General features: G+C 61.0%; 11 protein-coding genes. 6 read left to right on the top strand and 5 right to left on the bottom strand.

What is annotated here, in order from left to right:
- Window positions 1–51: 51 nt before the first annotated feature.
- Together ACP7AJ_RS19530 and nagB are read right to left on the bottom strand one after the other, a co-directional pair.
- Complete coding sequence (locus ACP7AJ_RS19530; RefSeq protein WP_426061883.1) at window positions 52–1,263, bottom strand: anhydro-N-acetylmuramic acid kinase; 1,212 nt, start codon at window positions 1,261–1,263, stop codon at window positions 52–54.
- 223 nt (window positions 1,264–1,486) lie between these two features.
- Window positions 1,487–3,421: a glucosamine-6-phosphate deaminase gene (nagB, locus tag ACP7AJ_RS19525; protein ID WP_426061882.1), complete on the bottom strand. Its 1,935-nt coding sequence runs from the start codon at window positions 3,419–3,421 to the stop codon at window positions 1,487–1,489.
- A gap of 377 nt (window positions 3,422–3,798) precedes the next feature.
- Here nagB and ACP7AJ_RS19520 point away from each other — a divergent pair, with 377 nt between their 5' ends.
- The 3 genes from ACP7AJ_RS19520 to ACP7AJ_RS19510 all read left to right on the top strand — a co-directional run bounded on the left by ACP7AJ_RS19520 (window position 3,799) and on the right by ACP7AJ_RS19510 (window position 9,928).
- Window positions 3,799–6,933: a SusC/RagA family TonB-linked outer membrane protein gene (locus tag ACP7AJ_RS19520; RefSeq protein ID WP_426061881.1), complete on the top strand. Its 3,135-nt coding sequence runs from the start codon at window positions 3,799–3,801 to the stop codon at window positions 6,931–6,933.
- Window positions 6,934–7,035: 102 nt separating this feature from the next.
- Window positions 7,036–8,589, top strand: a complete 1,554-nt coding sequence (locus ACP7AJ_RS19515) for a SusD/RagB family nutrient-binding outer membrane lipoprotein (protein ID WP_426061880.1) — start codon at window positions 7,036–7,038, stop codon at window positions 8,587–8,589.
- 70 nt (window positions 8,590–8,659) lie between these two features.
- A complete protein-coding gene (locus tag ACP7AJ_RS19510) occupies window positions 8,660–9,928 on the top strand; it encodes a hypothetical protein (RefSeq protein WP_426061879.1) in 1,269 nt (422 codons plus the stop codon).
- Window positions 9,929–10,037: 109 nt separating this feature from the next.
- Here the strand turns inward: ACP7AJ_RS19510 and treF are convergent, their stop codons facing one another.
- The 3 genes from treF to ACP7AJ_RS19495 form a co-directional block, all read right to left on the bottom strand.
- Entirely contained in the window at window positions 10,038–11,660 is a 1,623-nt protein-coding gene (treF, locus tag ACP7AJ_RS19505; protein WP_426061878.1) for an alpha,alpha-trehalase TreF, read from the bottom strand.
- 325 nt (window positions 11,661–11,985) lie between these two features.
- A complete protein-coding gene (locus ACP7AJ_RS19500; RefSeq protein WP_426061877.1) occupies window positions 11,986–13,803 on the bottom strand; it encodes a family 10 glycosylhydrolase in 1,818 nt (605 codons plus the stop codon).
- Between the two features lie 329 nt (window positions 13,804–14,132).
- The gene (locus tag ACP7AJ_RS19495; RefSeq protein WP_426061876.1) at window positions 14,133–14,402 is read right to left on the bottom strand and encodes a hypothetical protein; all 270 of its coding nucleotides are present in this window, start codon (window positions 14,400–14,402) and stop codon (window positions 14,133–14,135) included.
- Between the two features lie 150 nt (window positions 14,403–14,552).
- Between ACP7AJ_RS19495 and ACP7AJ_RS19490 the strand changes: the two genes are divergently transcribed.
- From ACP7AJ_RS19490 to ACP7AJ_RS19480, 3 genes are all read left to right on the top strand, one after another.
- The gene (locus tag ACP7AJ_RS19490; protein WP_426061875.1) at window positions 14,553–15,398 is read left to right on the top strand and encodes a hypothetical protein; all 846 of its coding nucleotides are present in this window, start codon (window positions 14,553–14,555) and stop codon (window positions 15,396–15,398) included.
- Between the two features lie 138 nt (window positions 15,399–15,536).
- The gene (locus ACP7AJ_RS19485) at window positions 15,537–16,409 is read left to right on the top strand and encodes a rhomboid family intramembrane serine protease (protein ID WP_426061874.1); all 873 of its coding nucleotides are present in this window, start codon (window positions 15,537–15,539) and stop codon (window positions 16,407–16,409) included.
- Between the two features lie 117 nt (window positions 16,410–16,526).
- Window positions 16,527–17,534, top strand: coding sequence for a zinc-binding dehydrogenase (locus tag ACP7AJ_RS19480; RefSeq protein WP_426061873.1), 1,008 nt, complete (start codon window positions 16,527–16,529; stop codon window positions 17,532–17,534).
- Window positions 17,535–17,586: the final 52 nt, after the last annotated feature.

Here is a 17,586-nt window from a genome sequence, read left to right as displayed (position 1 = left end):
GCCCAACTAGTTTGGGGCCAACGGGGCTTTTCGGTGCCGTTGGTTTATCAGTTATCCAGGAAAGGAAATTTTACCCATGCCCACCGCCGGCACCCGCTGCCGCCCCGCCCCAATGGCCACGGGCTGGCCCGCCACCGCCTCGTTGGCCAGCACTGCAAACAGGATGGCTTCCTTGGCATCGCCGGGCACCCCCAGCGTATCGGTGGGCGCAAAGTCGGCCAAGGACAAATGGCGTTTCAGGGCCGCCATCAGCACGGGGTTGTGGGCCCCGCCACCGCTGGTGTAGATGACCGTGGGGGCGAGTCGCTCGGCAAAAGCAGCCTCTACGGCCCGCGCCACGCCCATGGCACTGAACTCGGCCAAGGTGGCCAGGGTATCTTCCAGAGGCAAGGTAATGGTGCCGCTGCGCTGCTGCGCTTCCGTCAGATAATCGGTGCTGAATAGCTCGGGCCCAGTGGTTTTAGGCAGCGGAGCCGCGAAGAACGGATGGGCCAGCAGCGCCGAAAGTAGGCCCTGATGCACCCGGCCGGCGGCGGCCAGCCGGCCGTCCTCATCGTACTGCAGGCCGGGGCGGAAGGCGCGCACGGTGGCATCGAGCAGGGTGTTGCCCGGGCCGGTGTCGGTGCTGAACGCCGTGTGGGCATTGCCGTCGGCGCGCGGTAGGTAGGTGAAGTTGGCAATACCGCCTAGGTTGAGCAGCAGCCGTTCTTCGTCGGGGCTGCTGAGGAGCAGGAAGTCACCGTAGGCAGCCAAGGGGGCGCCTTCGCCACCCGCGGCTATGTGCTTTTGGCGGAAGTCGCTGAGGGTAATGATGCCCGTGCCCACGGCTATGTGGTCGCCGTCGCCGAGCTGCAGGGTGGCGTGGATAGTAAAGTCGGGGTGTTGGTGCTGGTGCTGCGGGGCGTGGTAGATGGTCTGGCCGTGGCTGGCCACTAGGTCGATTTCCGCGGGAGCTATCTGCCACGCCCGCAAGCAATCCAGAATGGCGGCAGCGTGTAAGCGCCCCAGCCAGGGGTTGAGCAGCGTGAGGTACTCCAGGCTCACCTGCTCTTTTGCAAACACTGTGCGGATGCGGGCCCGTGTGTCGTCGCTATACGACACGGTCCGGAACTGCTCCAACTCCAACTGCGTGCCGGGCCCGTGGCCCGTGAGCCGACACAGCGCCACATCAAGCCCATCGAGCGAGGTGCCTGACATCAGGCCGATGATGCGCCGACTGGGTTGGCTGGCGATTTGGTGCAGGCGGTCGAGGTGGGCATTCATGGGCAATGGGAAATGTTGAACGACAGACTCCCCTCCTTAATAAGGAAGGGACCTTTTGCCGCAGGCAAAATTGGGGTGGTTGAGTCGTTGCGCGATGGGCGAACGATTCGGGTATTTATTGTTCGGGTGTAGTTCAACGACTTCACCACCCCCGTCCAAGCCTGGGGCTCGAACATCCCCTCCTTGAAAGAAAGGAGGGGAGTTGGTCGTTCGACCTCATCCCTTAAAATCCCCAGCGCACAAAGGCCTCAATACCTTCATACTCCGGCAGCCCCAATTCATCGTACAGCTTCGCGGTGGTGCGGTTGCGCGCCTCGCTGCGCTGCCAGAACTCGCGCTGGTCGGCGCCGGGAAACAGGGGCCGGTCTTTCTGCGACTGGTGCTTGAAAATGGCGCGGCGCTTGCGCGTAAGCTCCTGGGGCGAGAGCGGGACAGCCATTTCAATCTGGTCGATGTCCCATTCCTGCCAGGCGCCGCGGTAAAGCCACACCCAGCAGTCGTCGAGCCAGGGCGTGCCGGAGGCTTTCAACTGCTGAATAGACTGGAAAATGGCCGATAAACACACGCGGTGCGTGCCGTGCGGGTCGCTCAGGTCGCCGGCCGCATAAATCTGGTGGGGCTGAATGCGGTTCAGTAGCTCCATGGTGAGGCGGATGTCCTCGTCGCCCAGCGGTTTTTTGCGTACCCGGCCGGTTTCGTAGAAGGGGAGGTCCTGGAAGTGGGCGTTGCCTTCGGGCAGGCCAGCCAGGCGGCAGGCGCTTTTGGCTTCCCCGCGTCGGATGAGGCCCTTTATCTGCTGCACTTCGTCGGAGTCGACTTGGCCGCGCTGCTTGTTCTTGAGGAAGTCGGCTACGCGGTGGTAGATATTATCGGCCGGCTCACCGGAGGTGAGGCGAAAGGCGTGGTCGTAATCGGCCACGAACTCAGCGAAGCGGATGGCTTCATCGTCAAAAACCGCAATGTTGCCGGAGGTCTGGTAAGCCACGTGCACCTCGTGGCCCTGGTCGACGAGCCGCAGCAGGGTGCCGCCCATCGAAATCACGTCGTCGTCGGGGTGAGGACTGAAGATGAGCACGCGCTTGGGGAAGGGCGCTGCGCGCTCGGGCCGGTAGGTGTCGTCGGCATTGGGCTTGCCGCCGGGCCAGCCCGTGATGGTGTGCTGCAGCTCATTGAACACCCGGATATTGATGTCGTAGGCCGGTCCTGATTCGGCCAGCAGCTCCGAGAGGCCGTTTTCGTTGTAGTCTTCCTCGGTGAGCTTGAGGATGGGCTTGCTCACGGTACGGGCCAGCCAGGTCACGGATTTGCGCAGCAGGGCCGCATCCTGCCAGTCGCAGGGGAGCCCTTGGAGCCACGGGGTTTTGCGGGGCGTGAGGTCGGCGCCAGCGGCTTCGTCCAGCACCACTTGCACGTCGGGGTGGCTTTGCAGGTAGGTGGCTGGCACGTTGTCGGTTACTTCACCCTCTATCATGCGTTTCACCACGGCGGCTTTGCCTTCGCCCCAGGCGAGAAGCACGATTTTGCGGGCTTCCAGAATGGTGCCCACGCCCATGGTGAGAGCCCGGCGCGGCACGTTTTCTTCGCCGTAGAAGTCAGAGGCCGCGTCGGTGCGCGTCACGTGGTCGAGGGTGATGAGGCGGGTGCGCGAGGCTGGACCCGAGCCGGGCTCGTTGAAGCCAATGTGGCCGGTGCGTCCAATGCCCAGCAGCTGCAAGTCGATGCCGCCGGCCTCTTGAATCTGCTCCTCGTAGCGGCGGCAATACTCGTTTATCTGCTCCTTGGGCACAGTACCATCGGGGATGTGCACGTTTTCGGGCCGAATGTCAATGTGGTCGAACAGGTATTCTCGCATGAAGCGTACGTAGCTCTGCAGCGAACCGGGCGCCATGGGGTAGTACTCGTCGAGGTTGAAGCTGACCACGTTCTGAAAGCTCAGGCCATCTTCGCGGTGCAGGCGCACCAGCTCCTCGTACACACGGGTGGGCGACGAACCCGTGGCCAAGCCCAGCACACAGGGCCGGCCTTCTGCCGCCCGCGCCCGGATGAGGTCGGCGATTTGGGCCGCTACTGAAGCAGAAGCTTCTTCCGAGTCGGCGTAGATGCTGACGGGCAGGCGGGCGCCGGCCGTGGCGGGCAACGTAGCGAGGGGAGTGGCCATAGGAAAAGGTGGGCTGAACCGGTGGTGGAGGTAGGTGGAAAGTTGGTGAAACCCTCGCGGGAATCAAAACCTAAGCGGTGGGAAAGCGGAAATGAAGCCCCAAAACGCCGTAAACGCACGATTTTAATATTAAAAAGCTACTACGTTCAATAACAATAAGGGTGCGGTATTTCAGAGAATCTTATGCACATTTGACTCAGCAGTAACTTCTCTACTCGAACTCTGCCACTTTATATGACTTTCAGCGCCTTCTGTTGTAGCAATGTAAGGCTTCCTCCCGACCCAAGTGGCCGGAACCCGACGGTGCGCCCGGTTGAGGTTCCGGCTTTTTTAATTGGCCCTGTTTTTTCGCTTTTCCCACCTAATACTTCTTCCCAATGACAAAAAATTACTGGCTACTCTTCCTACTGCTTGGGGTGCTGCTGGCGTCCCCCGGCTGGGCCCAAACGGCCCGAACAGTAACGGGCATCGTAACATCTGGTACCGACCAAAGCCCCCTGCCCGGCGTAACCGTGCTGGTGAAAGGCACGACCACGGGCAGCACCACCGGCAGCGACGGCCGCTACACTGTGCAGGCCGCGCCGGGCGCCGTGCTCGTGTTCAGCTTCATCGGCTACGCGCCCCAGGAGCGCACTGTTGGCACTGATGACGCCGTTAATGTGTCCCTAAAAGAAAGCACCACCGGCTTGGAAGAGGTGGTGGTGACAGCCTACAACATTGCCCAGGACAAGCGCGAACTGGTGACGGCCGTGCAGGAAGTAAAGGCCAAGGACATCATCGACTCGCGCCAGACCAACGTGGTGAACGCGCTGCAGGGCAAGGTGGCCGGTGTCAGCATCACCTCCTCGGGCGGCTCGCCGGGCGAAGGCGCGTCCATCATCATTCGCGGCGGCACCTCGCTCGACGGCGACAACCAGCCCTTGTTCGTCATCGATGGTATGATAATGGACAACAGTTCATTTCAGGAGAGCACGGCGCCCGGCGGCGGCTCGGCCTTCAACGGCCTGTTGGGCCGCTCGGTGGGTGCTTCCAACCGCGCCGGCGACCTCAACCCCGAAGATATTGCCAGCATCACGGTGCTGAAAGGCCCCGCTGCGGCAGCCCTCTATGGCCTGCGCGCTGCCAATGGTGCCGTAGTGATTACCACCAAGAAAGGGGTGGCCGGCCGCACCACGCTCAACTACCGTACCCAATACTCGGTGGATGAGGTGAACCGCTTGCCCAAAATGCAGAGCGAGTACGGCCGCGGCTCCAACGGCATTTTTGACGCCACCACCCGCATTTCCTACGGGCCGCGCTTTGCGCCGGGCCAGGAGGTGTACGACAACCTGCGAAACTTTTACCAGAAGGGCCATGCCTTCCAGAACTTCCTGAACATGTCGGGCGGGTCGGAGAAGGCCAACTTCTTTGTGTCGGCTTCCAACCTACAGCAAACCGGCGTGACGCCCAACAGCGCATACGACAAAAGCACGGTGCGGCTGTCGGGCACGGCCGAGATTTCGCCCAAGCTGAGCGTGAGCGGCTCGAGCCAGTACCTAACTTCGGGCGGGCTGCGGCCCATTCAAGGTCCGGGCCTGTTTGGCTCGTCGGGCGGCTTCATGCTGAGCTTGCTGAACTGGCCGCGCGACGACGATGCCCGCAACTACCTTAACCCCGACGGCAGCCGCCGCCGCCTGCTGGCCCTAGGCAACGGCACCGACGCCGATGCGGACAACCCCTACTGGACGGTAGAGAAAAACCCCCAAACCGACCGCACCAACCGCTTCATCGGCAACGTGCAGTTGGGCTTCAAGGCCACCAAATGGCTGCAGCTAAGCCACAACATCGGTACCGACCTCTACACCACGCGTACCACTTCGGTGCGGGCCGTGGGTACCTCGCAGGTGGGCAACCAGAACGGCGGCCTGGCCGAAACCGTGGACCAGGCCCGTTTGATTACGGCCACCACCTTGGCCACGCTCACGCACACCATGAACGAAAACCTGAGTGGCTCGCTCATACTGGGCAACACCATTGAGGAGAACAAGAGCCAGGCCGTGGACTACATCGGCCTGGTGTTCCAGAACCCGAACTTCATCGGCCTCAACAACACGGTGTTTCGCAATGCTTTGCAGCGCGACGCGACGCGCCACCTCATCGGCAACTTTGCCCGCCTGAGTACCACCTTCTTCAACCAGGTGTTTCTTGAGCTGCAGGGCCGCTACGACCGGTCGTCGACGCTGCCCCGTCCCGACGAAGGCAAAATATACGGCAAGGGCTTCCTCTACGGCTCGGCCGGTTTGGGCTATGAGTTCAGCAAAACGCTGGGCCTGGAGCAAAGCAACATCCTCAACTACGGCCAGTTGCGGGCCTCGGTGGCCGAAGTAGGCCGCGACACCGGCCCTTACCGCGTGTTGTCGGCCCTGACGCAGAACCAGTTTATCGGTGGTGGCTTCCGCAACGACTTCTTTGGCTCGAACCCGAACCTGAAGCCGGAGCGTACCCGCACCTATGAGACAGGCGTGAAGCTGCAGTTCCTGAAAAATCGGCTCGGGCTGGACTTAAACTATTACTACTCTCGCACCCGCGACCAGCTTATTGCTCCCCGCGTGAGCCAGGCCGCCGGTTTCATCCTGCAGTACATCAACGGTGGAATCGTGACCAACAAAGGCGTAGAAATTGCCCTCACTGGCACGCCCGTGAAAACGCCCTCGGGCTTCACTTGGGACGTTATTGCTAACTTCTACCACAACACCAACCGCGTAGAAGAACTGCCGAATCCCCTCACGGTGGTGTTTCAGTCCGACGCCTTTATCACCAACGTGCACCAGGGCGGCGCCTTCCCCGGCCGTCCCATTTCGGGCGTGGGCGCTTCGGACTTCAGCCGTGTAAACGACCCCAACAGCCCCAATCACGGCAAGATTATTATCAACGGCGCGACGGGTTACCCGGTGGTAAACCCGGCCTTTACCTACGCCGGCAACCGCGCCCCGCGCTTCACCACCCAGTTCACTAACACTTTTACCTACAAAGGTTTGTCGCTGACTTCGCTCCTCGACTTCCGCGTGGGCGGCGTGGTGATTAACGGCAACGACTGGTACCAGACCACCGTGGGTACCTCGCCCCGCACCGCCGACCGCTACAAGCAAGTAGTATTCGACGGCGTGGTGCGCAACTCCGACGGCACCTTCACGCCCAACACCCGGCCCGTGGAGCTTACCCAGGCTTACTACACCAGCATTCTAGGCGCCGCTGGCACGGCCTTCATCGAGGACGGCTCGTGGGCCCGCCTGCGCTACGTAACCCTGAGCTACGGCCTGCCGGCTTCTTGGCTGAGCGCCACCAAGTTCATCAAGAGCGTGGAGTTGAGCGTAACCGGCCGCAACCTGGTGCTGCTGACCAACTACACCGGTGCCGACCCCGAAACTTCAGCGGCCGGTGCCGGTGTGCGCGGCGGTGGCTCGGGCGGCTTTGATTATGGCAACGTTCCGGCCACGCGCGGAGTTGACATGGGCCTGCGGGTAAATTTTTAGTTGTCAGCAGTTGACAGTCTGTGGCGCGGGTATGACTTTACCCAGCTACGCCCCTCAACTCCTAATCCTGACAACCTTCAACTAATAATTGACAACTACGATATGATAGCCAAAAAATACCTGCTTGGGCTGGGACTGCTGCTTGGTGGCAGCGCCCTCACAGCATGCGAGAAGTTTCTCGACGTGAACACCAACCCCAACAACCCGACCGTTGCCACGCCCAACTTCATTTTGCCGGGCATCATTTCCAACGGCATCCAAACCCAGATGTTCTCGGCGCTGCGCGTGAACTTCATCACCCAGTACATCGTGAACCGGACGCCCACCAGCGCCAACGACCAGTACTTTTTCACGAACGCCCAAAGCACCAATACCTTCAACTTCTCCTACTTCCAGTCGGGCGGTAACATCCCCGGCATGGTAAAGGCCGCCGAAGAAGAAGGCTCCTCATACTTTGTGGGGGCCGGCAAAATCATGCAGGCCATGATTCTGGCCCACCTCACCGACATGATGGGCGACGTGCCCTTCTCGGAGGCCTACCAGGGCGGGGCCAACTTCACGCCCAAGTACGACCCGCAGGAAAAGCTGTACGGCGACATCAACCGCCTCTGCGACGAAGGCGTAGTGGAAATGGCCAAGCCTGCCAGCAGCCAGAAGCGCCCGTTCTACAGCACCTCACCCAGCGAAAGCGGCGACATTCTCTACAAAGGCGACCCCGGCAAGTGGACGCGCTTGGCTTATGCTCTGAAGGCCCGCCAGGCCCAGCACCTCACCAAAAAAGCCAGCTACAGCCCCGCCGCCGTGCTGGCCCTTTGCGCGCAGGCCTTCAAGTCGAGCGCCGACGACGCCCAGCTGCAGTTCCAGTCGCCCGTGGCGCCGCTCGTGAACACCACCAACATCTATGGCATCACACGGGCCAACTTTGGCGGTGCCACGTTCTCGACTAACCTCATCAATTACCTGAACGGCACTACTTTTCCCGGCGTAGTTGACCCGCGTTTCGGCATCATTGCACCCACCACTAGCACCGGCGGGCGGCCTGGGGTCACCACTCCGGCCGGCACCAACGTGGCTCCCGGCAGCAGCACCACCACCGATTTCTATGCGAGCTGGTACGCCCGCGACTTGGGCTACTACGAGGTTATCACCTACCACGAAGTAAAATTCATTGAGGCTGAAGCCGCTTTCCGCGCCGGCGACAGGGTCCGGGCCTTGGAGTCGTTGCGTGAAGGCGTGCGGGCCCACATGCGCAAAATTGGGGTAGGAGGCAGCTTCGGCCCACCCAACGTTACGTTCCCGGCCATCACCGAGGCGCAGATTACGGCCTACCTGGCCAGCGCGGCCATGCCCCAGACGGAGGCCGCCCTCACCAGCCTGCGCCCCATCATGGAGCAGAAATACATTGCCATGTTCCTGAATCCGGAGTCGTGGTCGGACCTGCGCCGGCTCGACTACGACGAGAACATCTACGTCAACTTCCTGTACCCGGTGGGCGCCAACAGCATCCTATCCGGCCAGAGCGACCCCAAGCGCCGCTACCCGCGCCGCCTGCTGCCGGGCGCTACCGAAGTAACTGCGAACCCGAACGAAGTGGCCCGCGTCGGCGGCAATGACCCCGACTACATCACGCGCCCCCTTTGGTTTGACATGCCCTGAGTGGCCTGCCGGCGTGGTGGCCGGTCTTTCCTTCTGGCCCCCGGGCCTATACCTTAACTGAACAAGCCATATGAATCGATTCCTAAAAACCGGGCCTTGGCCCCGCTTGCTCCTGCTGCTGGCCGTGCTGGCTACGGGGTGCAAGAAAGACAAGCTTGATGATTTTCATACGGAGGTTGGACCGCAGTTTCCCACCTTCCTCGGCAATGCGCTCAACACTGCTACCAAGTACGCCACCGGCGAAGTCGTAACGTTCGAGCTGCAGTTTGCTCAGCAAACCGACCCTATTAAACAGATTGTAATTGTGCAAAAAGTAGAGCCTTCACGCGATTCGGTGGCTGTGCAAACCATTCCCTATGCTCGGGCTTATTCCCGCATAAAAAGAGCCGACACGCTTGTGGTCCGCTACACGGTGCCCGCTGGCGCCAATAAGGCGCTGGTGCGCGTGGATGCCCGCGTGGAAAGCACCAACGGCCAAAGCAAAATCCGAACTTTTTACTACCGCCTAGCCGAAGCTACTCCTACCATCGTCATCAACTCGGGGCCCACCAACGTGACGGTACCCGTGGGTGGCTCGCCAGCTCCCGGCGACGTCGTACGCTACAATGTGACCCTGAACGCCGGGGGCATCACCACTGCGGCCGTACCGCCGGCAACCACCGCCGTGCCCGCCGGCACGCTTTACAAAGACCTTGACAGCCTGGTGGTGTACGCCAAGGTAGGCACCGCCGCCGAGCGTCGGGTGGTGCGCATCAAGCCAGCCGCTAGCGGGGCACAGCTCACCCAAAATGTGGACGTGCCCCTGCCCGCAGGCAGTGCCGGCCAGCCGGTAGTCTTGCGCTTCGAAGCCAAGGTGCGCACCCCGGCACGTACGGCTTCGGTTACAGCCGCGTCCATCACACCAGTTGCTCCTACGCCCTTCAGCGCCACGGTGCGCACGGCTACGCTCACCTACACTGGCACCGCTGGTGGCGACTTGGCTGCCTACGACCTTACCACCTTCGCAACCGTAGCGGCTGCTGGCCCTGTCACGAGCAAAGACTTGGTTATCAGCAGCACGGCCAATAACCAAGTGCAGTTTCGCACCCTGAGCACCAACACGCGCTTGGTTCGCTCCACCGCTGCCATCTACAACGCGGCCACGCTCACCAGCATCCGGCAGACTTACAATGCCACCGCCGCAGCGTCTCAGGTAACCACCCTCGACAATATTGTGGTGGGCGACGTCATCATCACGAAACTGCGCGGCCTCGACCAGTACGCCATTGTGCAGGTGACGGGTATCAACCGCACCTCTACTACGGATGTAACCGTTTCCTTAAATATTAAGGCCCTGTAGCAGCGCCGGGGTAGGCCTGGTTCCTTAGCCTCCCATAAAAAGGGACGCTTTCCGGTGAGGAAAGCGTCCCTTTTTTGTTTAGTAAGCAGCGAGTTTCATTCGCCACCCCTTACTCTAGCTTATACCATTCCAATAGCTTCAGCAGCACCCCGTTGGTCCACCCAAAGCCGTCTTGCAGCGGATACTCGCCGCCGCCAGCGGGCCGGTTGGGGTTTACCACGTCGTATTTCTCGAGCAGTTTGCCGGTTTGGGCGAATACGCGACGGTTGAGATTGACCCAGCGGCGGGCAATGGTGTCAGCCAATGGGCGCTGCTCGTAGCGACGCAGGCCCTCGATGGCCAGGTACTGCAACGGTGCCCAGCCGTTGGGCGAATCCCATTGCTGGCCGGTTTTGCTTAGGGTGGTGACGAGCCCGCCGGGCTTCATAAAGTTGTATTGCAAATTGGTAGCAAGGCGCTTGGCTTGCGCTGGCGTGGCCAGGCCGAAGGCCAGCGGAAATACCCCCGCCAGCGTGCGGATGCTGGAGCGCTGGCGGGTGCGCCAGTTATAGTCCTGAAACCAGCCGACTTTGGGGTCCCAACTCAGGGCCAGCAGCGCGGTTTTGCGTCGGGTGGCCTTGGCGGTGTAGTCGCGGGCTAGTGCCGTTTGCCCGGCTGTGCGGCAGGCCTCGGCCAGGGTTTGCTCTAGTTGGTAGAGCAGGCAGTTGAGGTCCACAGGCACCAAATCGGTGGTTTGGATTGTGCCCAGGCCGCCGCCCGGCACAAACCACCGGCTGCTGAAGTCCCAGCCCGACGCCGCGGCCGCCCGCATGTTGCGGTAGAACTGCGCGGGCGGCTGCTTGCTGCCCTTGGCCGCCGTCACGTCCTCCACATAGGATTCTTCGCGCGGCTGCGTACTCTCGTCCCAGTATCGGTTGAGCACGGTGCCGTCGGGTAGCTTCACCACGCGGTGGGCCGCGGTGCCGGGCGCTAGCTTATCAGCCCCCAGCATCCAGTAGCGGTATTCGCGTTCCAGGGCGGCGCGGTAGCGGAGCAGGAGCCCGTTGCCCTGGTCTTTGGCTAGCAGGGCCACCATGCTGCCAAAAAACGGCGGCTGCGAGCGGGTGAGATAGTAGCTTCGGTTGCCGTTTGGCACGAAGCCGTAGCGGTTTATTAGAAAGGCAAAATTATCGGTGAGGTCCTGCACCAGCTCGTTTCGGCCAGCTTCGGCCAAGCCCAGCATGGTGAAGTACGAATCCCAGTAGTATACCTCGCGGAAGCGGCCGCCGGGCACAATGTAAGGCTTGGGCAAAGGCAGCAGCGAGCGGTATTCCGCCAGCGAATCGTTGGGGTCAACGGCTGGCGCAGCAGGGCGCGCCAGCACCGTCCAGAGGGTGTCGAGGTGGCGGCGCAGGCCCGCCTGCACATTGCTTTGAAAGACAACGCCTCCATCGGCAGGCAGGTCAAAATGGGCCTCCACAAACGCTTTCAACTGAAAGCCGGGTAGCTTCTTTTCGCGGTTCCAGGCTGCCAGAATAGTGGTTGGCCGCTGCCGGGGCGCGGCGTCAACAAACGTTTTGTTGTCAGCAAAGACGCGGCCCGTTTGCACCGCTTCAAATAGGCCCGGAAATAGCTGCCGCGGCGAGGCCCGATTGGTCACAGCGGCCAGGGCCTGTTCGGCCACTGGCTTTGGTGTGGCAGTAGGGACAGCTAGCTCTACCTGGGCGCGGCCCGGCAGGGATAGCGCCGTCATAATTCCCAAGAGCCAGCCAGATAATTTTGTACGCATAGCTTAATAAGCTGGTGTTTAATATGGTTACTCCCATTCCCGCCTATTTCTCCAACCTCAACCCGTAAACAGGTACGAATTCTGAGCAAAAAGATGCCTACCAAGTTAATTCCAGGTGCCACTTAGAGCTTTTCAAACAATGACCACCCCGCAAAAAAGATAGGCCGTCATACTTTGGCTGCGCTCAGCATGACGTTCTCAATTTTTTTCGGTTAGGCATTAAGCAGTAAACGAAAGGGTACGCTTTCCCTCGGAAAGCGTACCCTTTGCGCAGTTTCAGCCGAATATTTTATTTTCCGAACAACCGGCCAAAGAAGCTCTTGCGTTTGGTTTTATCCTTGGACTTCTCTTTAGTCTTGACTTTCAGAAGCTGGTTGGAGCCGTCAGGCGCCTCGTTCGCAGCGCCGGGGCGGAAGATGATGCTGGGCTGAGATGCGCTGCTGCCGGCTGGGGCCGTAGTCGGCGAAGGCTGACCTGCCACCGCCCCCGGCAGTTGGCCCTGCACCAATTCAGGCGACTGCAGGCCATTGGTGATGACGCGCACCGGCCGGCTCTCGTTGTGCAGGCGGTCCACGGCCGTTACGTAGTAGGCATAGGCCTGGCCGGGTACGGCCGTGGTATCAAGGTAAGTAGCCAGGAAGCCGGGCGCAGGCCGGGGTAGCGCCAGGATGCGGCGCGGGTCGTTGGGCGTCGCCCGCTCATTGGACCCAAAACGGTAGAGCACGTAGTAGGTGACGGCGTCGCCATCGGCCGCTACCGGGCCCGGCTGCCAGGTCAGCGTCACGCTCTGGCCTAAGCGGCGCAGCACGAGGTTGACCACGGGCTGGGGCGGCAGGGCATCCATCCACGGCATGGTGGGCACTAGGGCCAGGTGACGGTACAGGTCCTGGCGAAGCGTGTCGGTGGTGTGCAGCGGGTTGGCCAGCACCGATTTGGCCGAGAAGAATACGCTGCCCGTTACTTCGTCCTCGTAAGAGCGGTTCAGGCGGATTTGGCGGGGCAGCTCGCGCGGATTGCGCCAGGTGGTGTCGGAGCGGGTGCTTTCCAACATCCGGTAGGTGCCGTGGCCAATGTAGAGGTGGCGGTCGAAGTGGTTGCGGGTCCACCATTCCAGCAGAATGGGGTAGGGCACGAGCTTAAAATTGGTGCTCCAGTACAGCTGCGGCACGATGTAGTCAATCCAGCCTTTTTCCAGCCACAGCCGCGAGTCGGCGTAGAGGTTGGCGTAGGAAGGCTGCCCGGCTCGGGTGTCGGAGCCCAGCGGGTGGGCCGATTTATTCATCCAAACGCCGAAGGGCGAGATGCCGAACTTAACCCAGCGCTTGGCCAGCCGAATGCTGTCGTGCAGGTCGTGAATCAGCACGTTCACGTTGTTGCGGCGCCAGTCGGCCAGCTTGTCGAACCCCTCAGGGTTGTGGTCGCGGAAAGCATTTTCGTCATGAAATACTTTGCCCGGCGCGGGGTAAGGGTAGAAATAATCGTCGAAGTGCACCGCATCGATGTCGTAGCGCCGCACCACGTCCAGAATCACGCGGGTAATGTGCGACCGAACCTGCGGCAGGCCGGGGTTGTACAGCAGCTGCCCGCCGTAGCGCAGAAACCACTCCGGGTGCTGGCGGTAAGGGTGGTTGGCAGCCAGCCGGCTCGTAACCGAGTCCATGGTGGCCCGGTAAGGATTAAACCAGGCGTGGAACTCCATGCCGCGCCGGTGCGCCTCCGTGATGAGGAAGGGTAGGGGGTCATCGCCGTTGGCAGGGGCTTTGCCCTGCATGCCAGTCAGCCACTTGCTCCAGGGCTCGATATCCGACTTATAAAAGGCATCCGAAGCAGGCCGGATTTGCACAAATACGGCGTTGAGGCCGGCGCGCTGCCCTGCATCGAGCAGGCGCAAGTAGCCGCGGCGGTACTGCTCGGGCGTTTGGCCGCGCTGGGCGGGCCAGTCTATGTTCTCCACGGTGGCAATCCACATGCCGCGCAACTCGCGCTTAGGGGGCAGCGGGGCATCTTCCTCCTCCGCAGTCTGAGCCTGAGCCGAGGCCACTAGGCCACTCAGGGCAAAAGTTAATAAAACAAACAGGCAGCGGCTAGCAGAGAGGAAACGGAGCATCTAGGAAAATCAACAACACGAAAACTGCTGCAAATTACGGCACCCCGCACCTAATGAGGAGCTAGAACGCATCAACTGCATGCGTGAATGCCGCAAGACTTCCCGTTTTACGAAGCAGATAGGCTTGTTTTGGCTAGGAGCATTAGAGCGTGATGCTGCTGGGTAAAACAGAATGTCATTGGGTAAAACAGAACGTCATGCTGAGCTTGTCGAAGCATCTCTACCGCCCAACTAATCAATTTTAGGTGCGCGGTAGAGATGCTTCGACAAGCTCAGCATGACGTTTGACTTCTGTAGTGCGAGCTAGTAAAGTGCTTTTGCTTGCTGAATCAGGAGCCTGTCAGCTCGGTGTCGGTTTCAGGCGAGTCGGGGCCGCCTTCCATGCCATTGGTTTGGCTGGCGTTGCCGTATTCGCCGCGGATGCCGGCGCCGTCGCCCATGTTTTCCTGGGTGCTTTCGGGGATGGCGCCATCGGCTGCGGTGCCGGCCTCGGGGTTGCCGCTGGCGTTTTGGTCCGTGTCAGCGTTTTGCGAAGTGGTTACGCCGCCGGTGCTGGCCTGGTCGCGACGGGGGTCGGTGGGAGTTTCTTCGGGAGACATAGGGTATGGAAATAAGGAATGGGCTTCGGGGCACGGTTGCGGCCCCCTGTTAAGCTTTACGGCAGCAGGGCCCAACGGTTGGGAGAGGCTTATTGGTCAGCATTCGCGAACTTGCTTGCTGCATCCATTCTTCAGCCCCCACATACTCTCGTGTCTGACACTGTTTCCGATTTCTACCAAAAGAAAACCGACGCCGAGCTGCAGTATTTCCTGCAACACCCCGAGCAGTACCAGCCAAGCCTGGTCGATGCGGCCCGGCGCGAATTGTTGCGCAGGGGCATTGCGCCGGTAGCCAGCCCAGCGCCCTTGATGGTTGAAGAAGAGGTAGTGCCATCTCGTTCCTGGGGCAAAATGGTAGCGCTGACCATGGGCCTGCTGGCGCTGGGCGGCGGCAGCTATTGGCTGCAACAGCGCAGCGAGGCCCAACAAGCGGTGTTGCGGGCCCGTGAGGAAGCCCGCCGTCGGCTGCCCCCGCCTAAGCTCACCGAAGTGGCCACCAGCGCCATTCCCAACTATGACGGTGTGGTAGCCCGCATGGTAACCGAGCAATTGAGCAAAGTGCCGGCTTCGGAAAAAGCCAACCAGCAGCACCTGCGCCAGTTTCGGCTGTTGAGCAAGCTTTTTTGGGCGGCCCAAACCCAAACCGAATACCTCACTAACCAGGCTTACGAAGGCAAGGCATCCCCCAATTTTGCCGACCAAGCGTTGGTGGTCCGCCAGACATGGGATGCCTGGAACCAGTCCGCCGTGTATACCTACAGCTTTGGTCCGCAGATGCGGGAGCGGTACTCCCGCATGGAGAAAGCCGCCGGCAGTCAGCAGCACATCCTCGACATCCTGCCTGGGCTGCTGCCCAATCGTCAGTTTTTGAAAGACGATGAAATGACTACCCGCACCGATGAAGTACAGGATTTGGTGGGCGGTCTGACGCCGGTTTCGCCCGTTACGGGCCAGCCGTATAAGCGCACCCTGCTAAAGATGAAGTCGCCGCGGTAGTGTCCCTTCACCACTCATTAGCGCGGTGACGAACTAACAATCCCGCGAGCACCGCGTTTACCTGGAGTGCCGTCAGCCCATGACTGGCAAACTGACCGATTGGCAAGGGTGGCGCATTCCTTGCCGCGCAACGCGCTTATGGAAGCACCCGCCCCTGAAAATGGCTCTCTTGATTCGGGCTCTACCGCTGCCTTGGCAGCCCAGCTCTTTGCCCAAAAGCCCGAAGCCGAACTGCTGTACCTGGCGCAGAACGCTGCCCGCTTCCCGCCCGCCGTGGGCGCGGCCGCGGTAGCCGAGCTCAGGCGCCGCGGTCTGCTGCCCGACCCTGCCCAACCATCCTTGCCGCCCCCGGATACCTCCCACGAAACATGGCCCGAGCTCCTAGGGCAGTTGGTAAAGGGCTTGTTCATTCCGTCGCGTCGCTTCCTGGCTACGCCCATTCTGCTCGACCTCAATCTGCTGATATTCGCCCTGATGGTATTAAGCGGCGTTTCCGCCTCCGAGCCTACCAGCCGGGAACTGGTGGAGTGGGGCTCCAATGTGTCGGGACGCACGCTGCACGGCGAGCCGTGGCGCCTGGTAAGTTCTTTGTTTGTGCATGCGGGGCTCACCCACTTGCTCATGAATATGTTTTCGCTTTGGCTCCTGGGTCTTTTGGTAGAAGACCGAGTGGGCCCTCTGCGCCTGGCGCTGGTGTACTTGGCCAGCGGGGTAGGAGGCAGTTTGGCCAGTTTGTGGTGGCATTCTCAGGGAGTGAACTCGGTAGGAGCCAGCGGGGCAATTTTCGGGCTGTACGGCTTTTTGCTGGCCTTGCTGGTAAGTAAAAAGCTAGTGCTCAATAAGTCGGACCGACGGGCTATGCTGGGGCTGGTGGTTTACCTAGTGCTCAGCAACCTGCTGTCGGGCCTCACGGGCAACATCGACAATGCGGCTCACCTTGGCGGGCTGCTCACGGGCCTGCTGGTAGCCGGCCCGCTGGCTTTGGCGGGGCTGAAGAGAAATGATGGTTAGCCCTTGGTAGTTGGTTATCCATTCTTCAGCACTTTCTGCGTACACCGTGTGCGGTAAACAACGAGTTGTCTTGTTGTTTACCGCTGCTCATTGCTCATTATTCTACTCACTGAATCCATGCAAGCCCTCCAGCTCGACGCCATTAATCAGCCCGCGGTAGTTCGCGACGTTCCAACCCCTACGCCCGCCGCCGGCGAAATCCTGGTGAAACTCCATGCCGCCGCCCTGAACCACCGCGACGTGTTTATTCAGCAAGGCAAATACGCGGGCATCCAGCTGCCGTGCACCCTGGGTGCCGACGGCGCCGGCGAAGTAGCGGCGCATGGCGAAAACGTGCCAGCTGAAGCTCCGGCCGTGGGCACGCAGGTCCTCATCAACCCCGGCCTGCGCTGGGGCGACAACCCGCGCGCCCAGGCCAAAGACTTTGTGGTGCTTGGCATGCCCGACCCCGGCACTTTCGCCGAATACATCACGCTTCCAGCCCGCTACATCCGTCCCATGCCAGCGCACTTGACATTCGAGCAAGCGGCTGCGCTTCCCTTGGCGGGCCTCACCGCCTACCGTGCCGCGTTTACCCGTGCGCAGATGCAAGCCGGCGAGCGCGTGCTCGTGACCGGGGTAGGAGGGGGCGTGGCCCTGCTGGCCGCCCAGTTCTGCACCGCCCGCGGGGCCGAGGTCTGGGTTACATCGAGCTCCGAGGAGAAGCTGGCCCGGGCCCAAACGCTGGGCGCAAAAGGCGGCATCAGCTACAACGCCGAGAACTGGGTGAAAACTTTGGTGCAGCAAGCTGGCGGGCCGTTCGACGTCATCATCGACAGCGCGGGCGGCGACGCGTTCAACTCCCTGCTCGATGCCGCGGCTCCTGGCGGCCGCATTGTGTTCTTCGGCGGCACGCTGGGCAACATCCCCCAACTGCCGCCCGCTAAAGTGTTCTGGAAGCAACTCAGCCTTTTGGGCTCCACCATGGGCACCGAGCAGGACTTTGAAGATATGCTCCAGTTGGTTGCCGAAAAAAGCATCATTCCGGTGGTGGACGAGGTGTTTCCACTAGCCGAAGGCGAAGCCGCCCTACGCCGTCTTGATGCCGGCGCTCAGTTTGGCAAAGTGGTGTTGAAAATCGTCTAGCTTCCTGCTTGAAGATGATGCACAAAATTGCTGAAAATTTGTTTTCAACTGA

The sequence above is a fragment of the Hymenobacter sp. B1770 genome (assembly GCF_049896385.1).
Taxonomy (GTDB): domain Bacteria; phylum Bacteroidota; class Bacteroidia; order Cytophagales; family Hymenobacteraceae; genus Hymenobacter.
The sequence above is the reverse complement of the archived record's forward strand: the minus strand, read 5'-3'. Positions and strand labels throughout refer to the sequence as shown.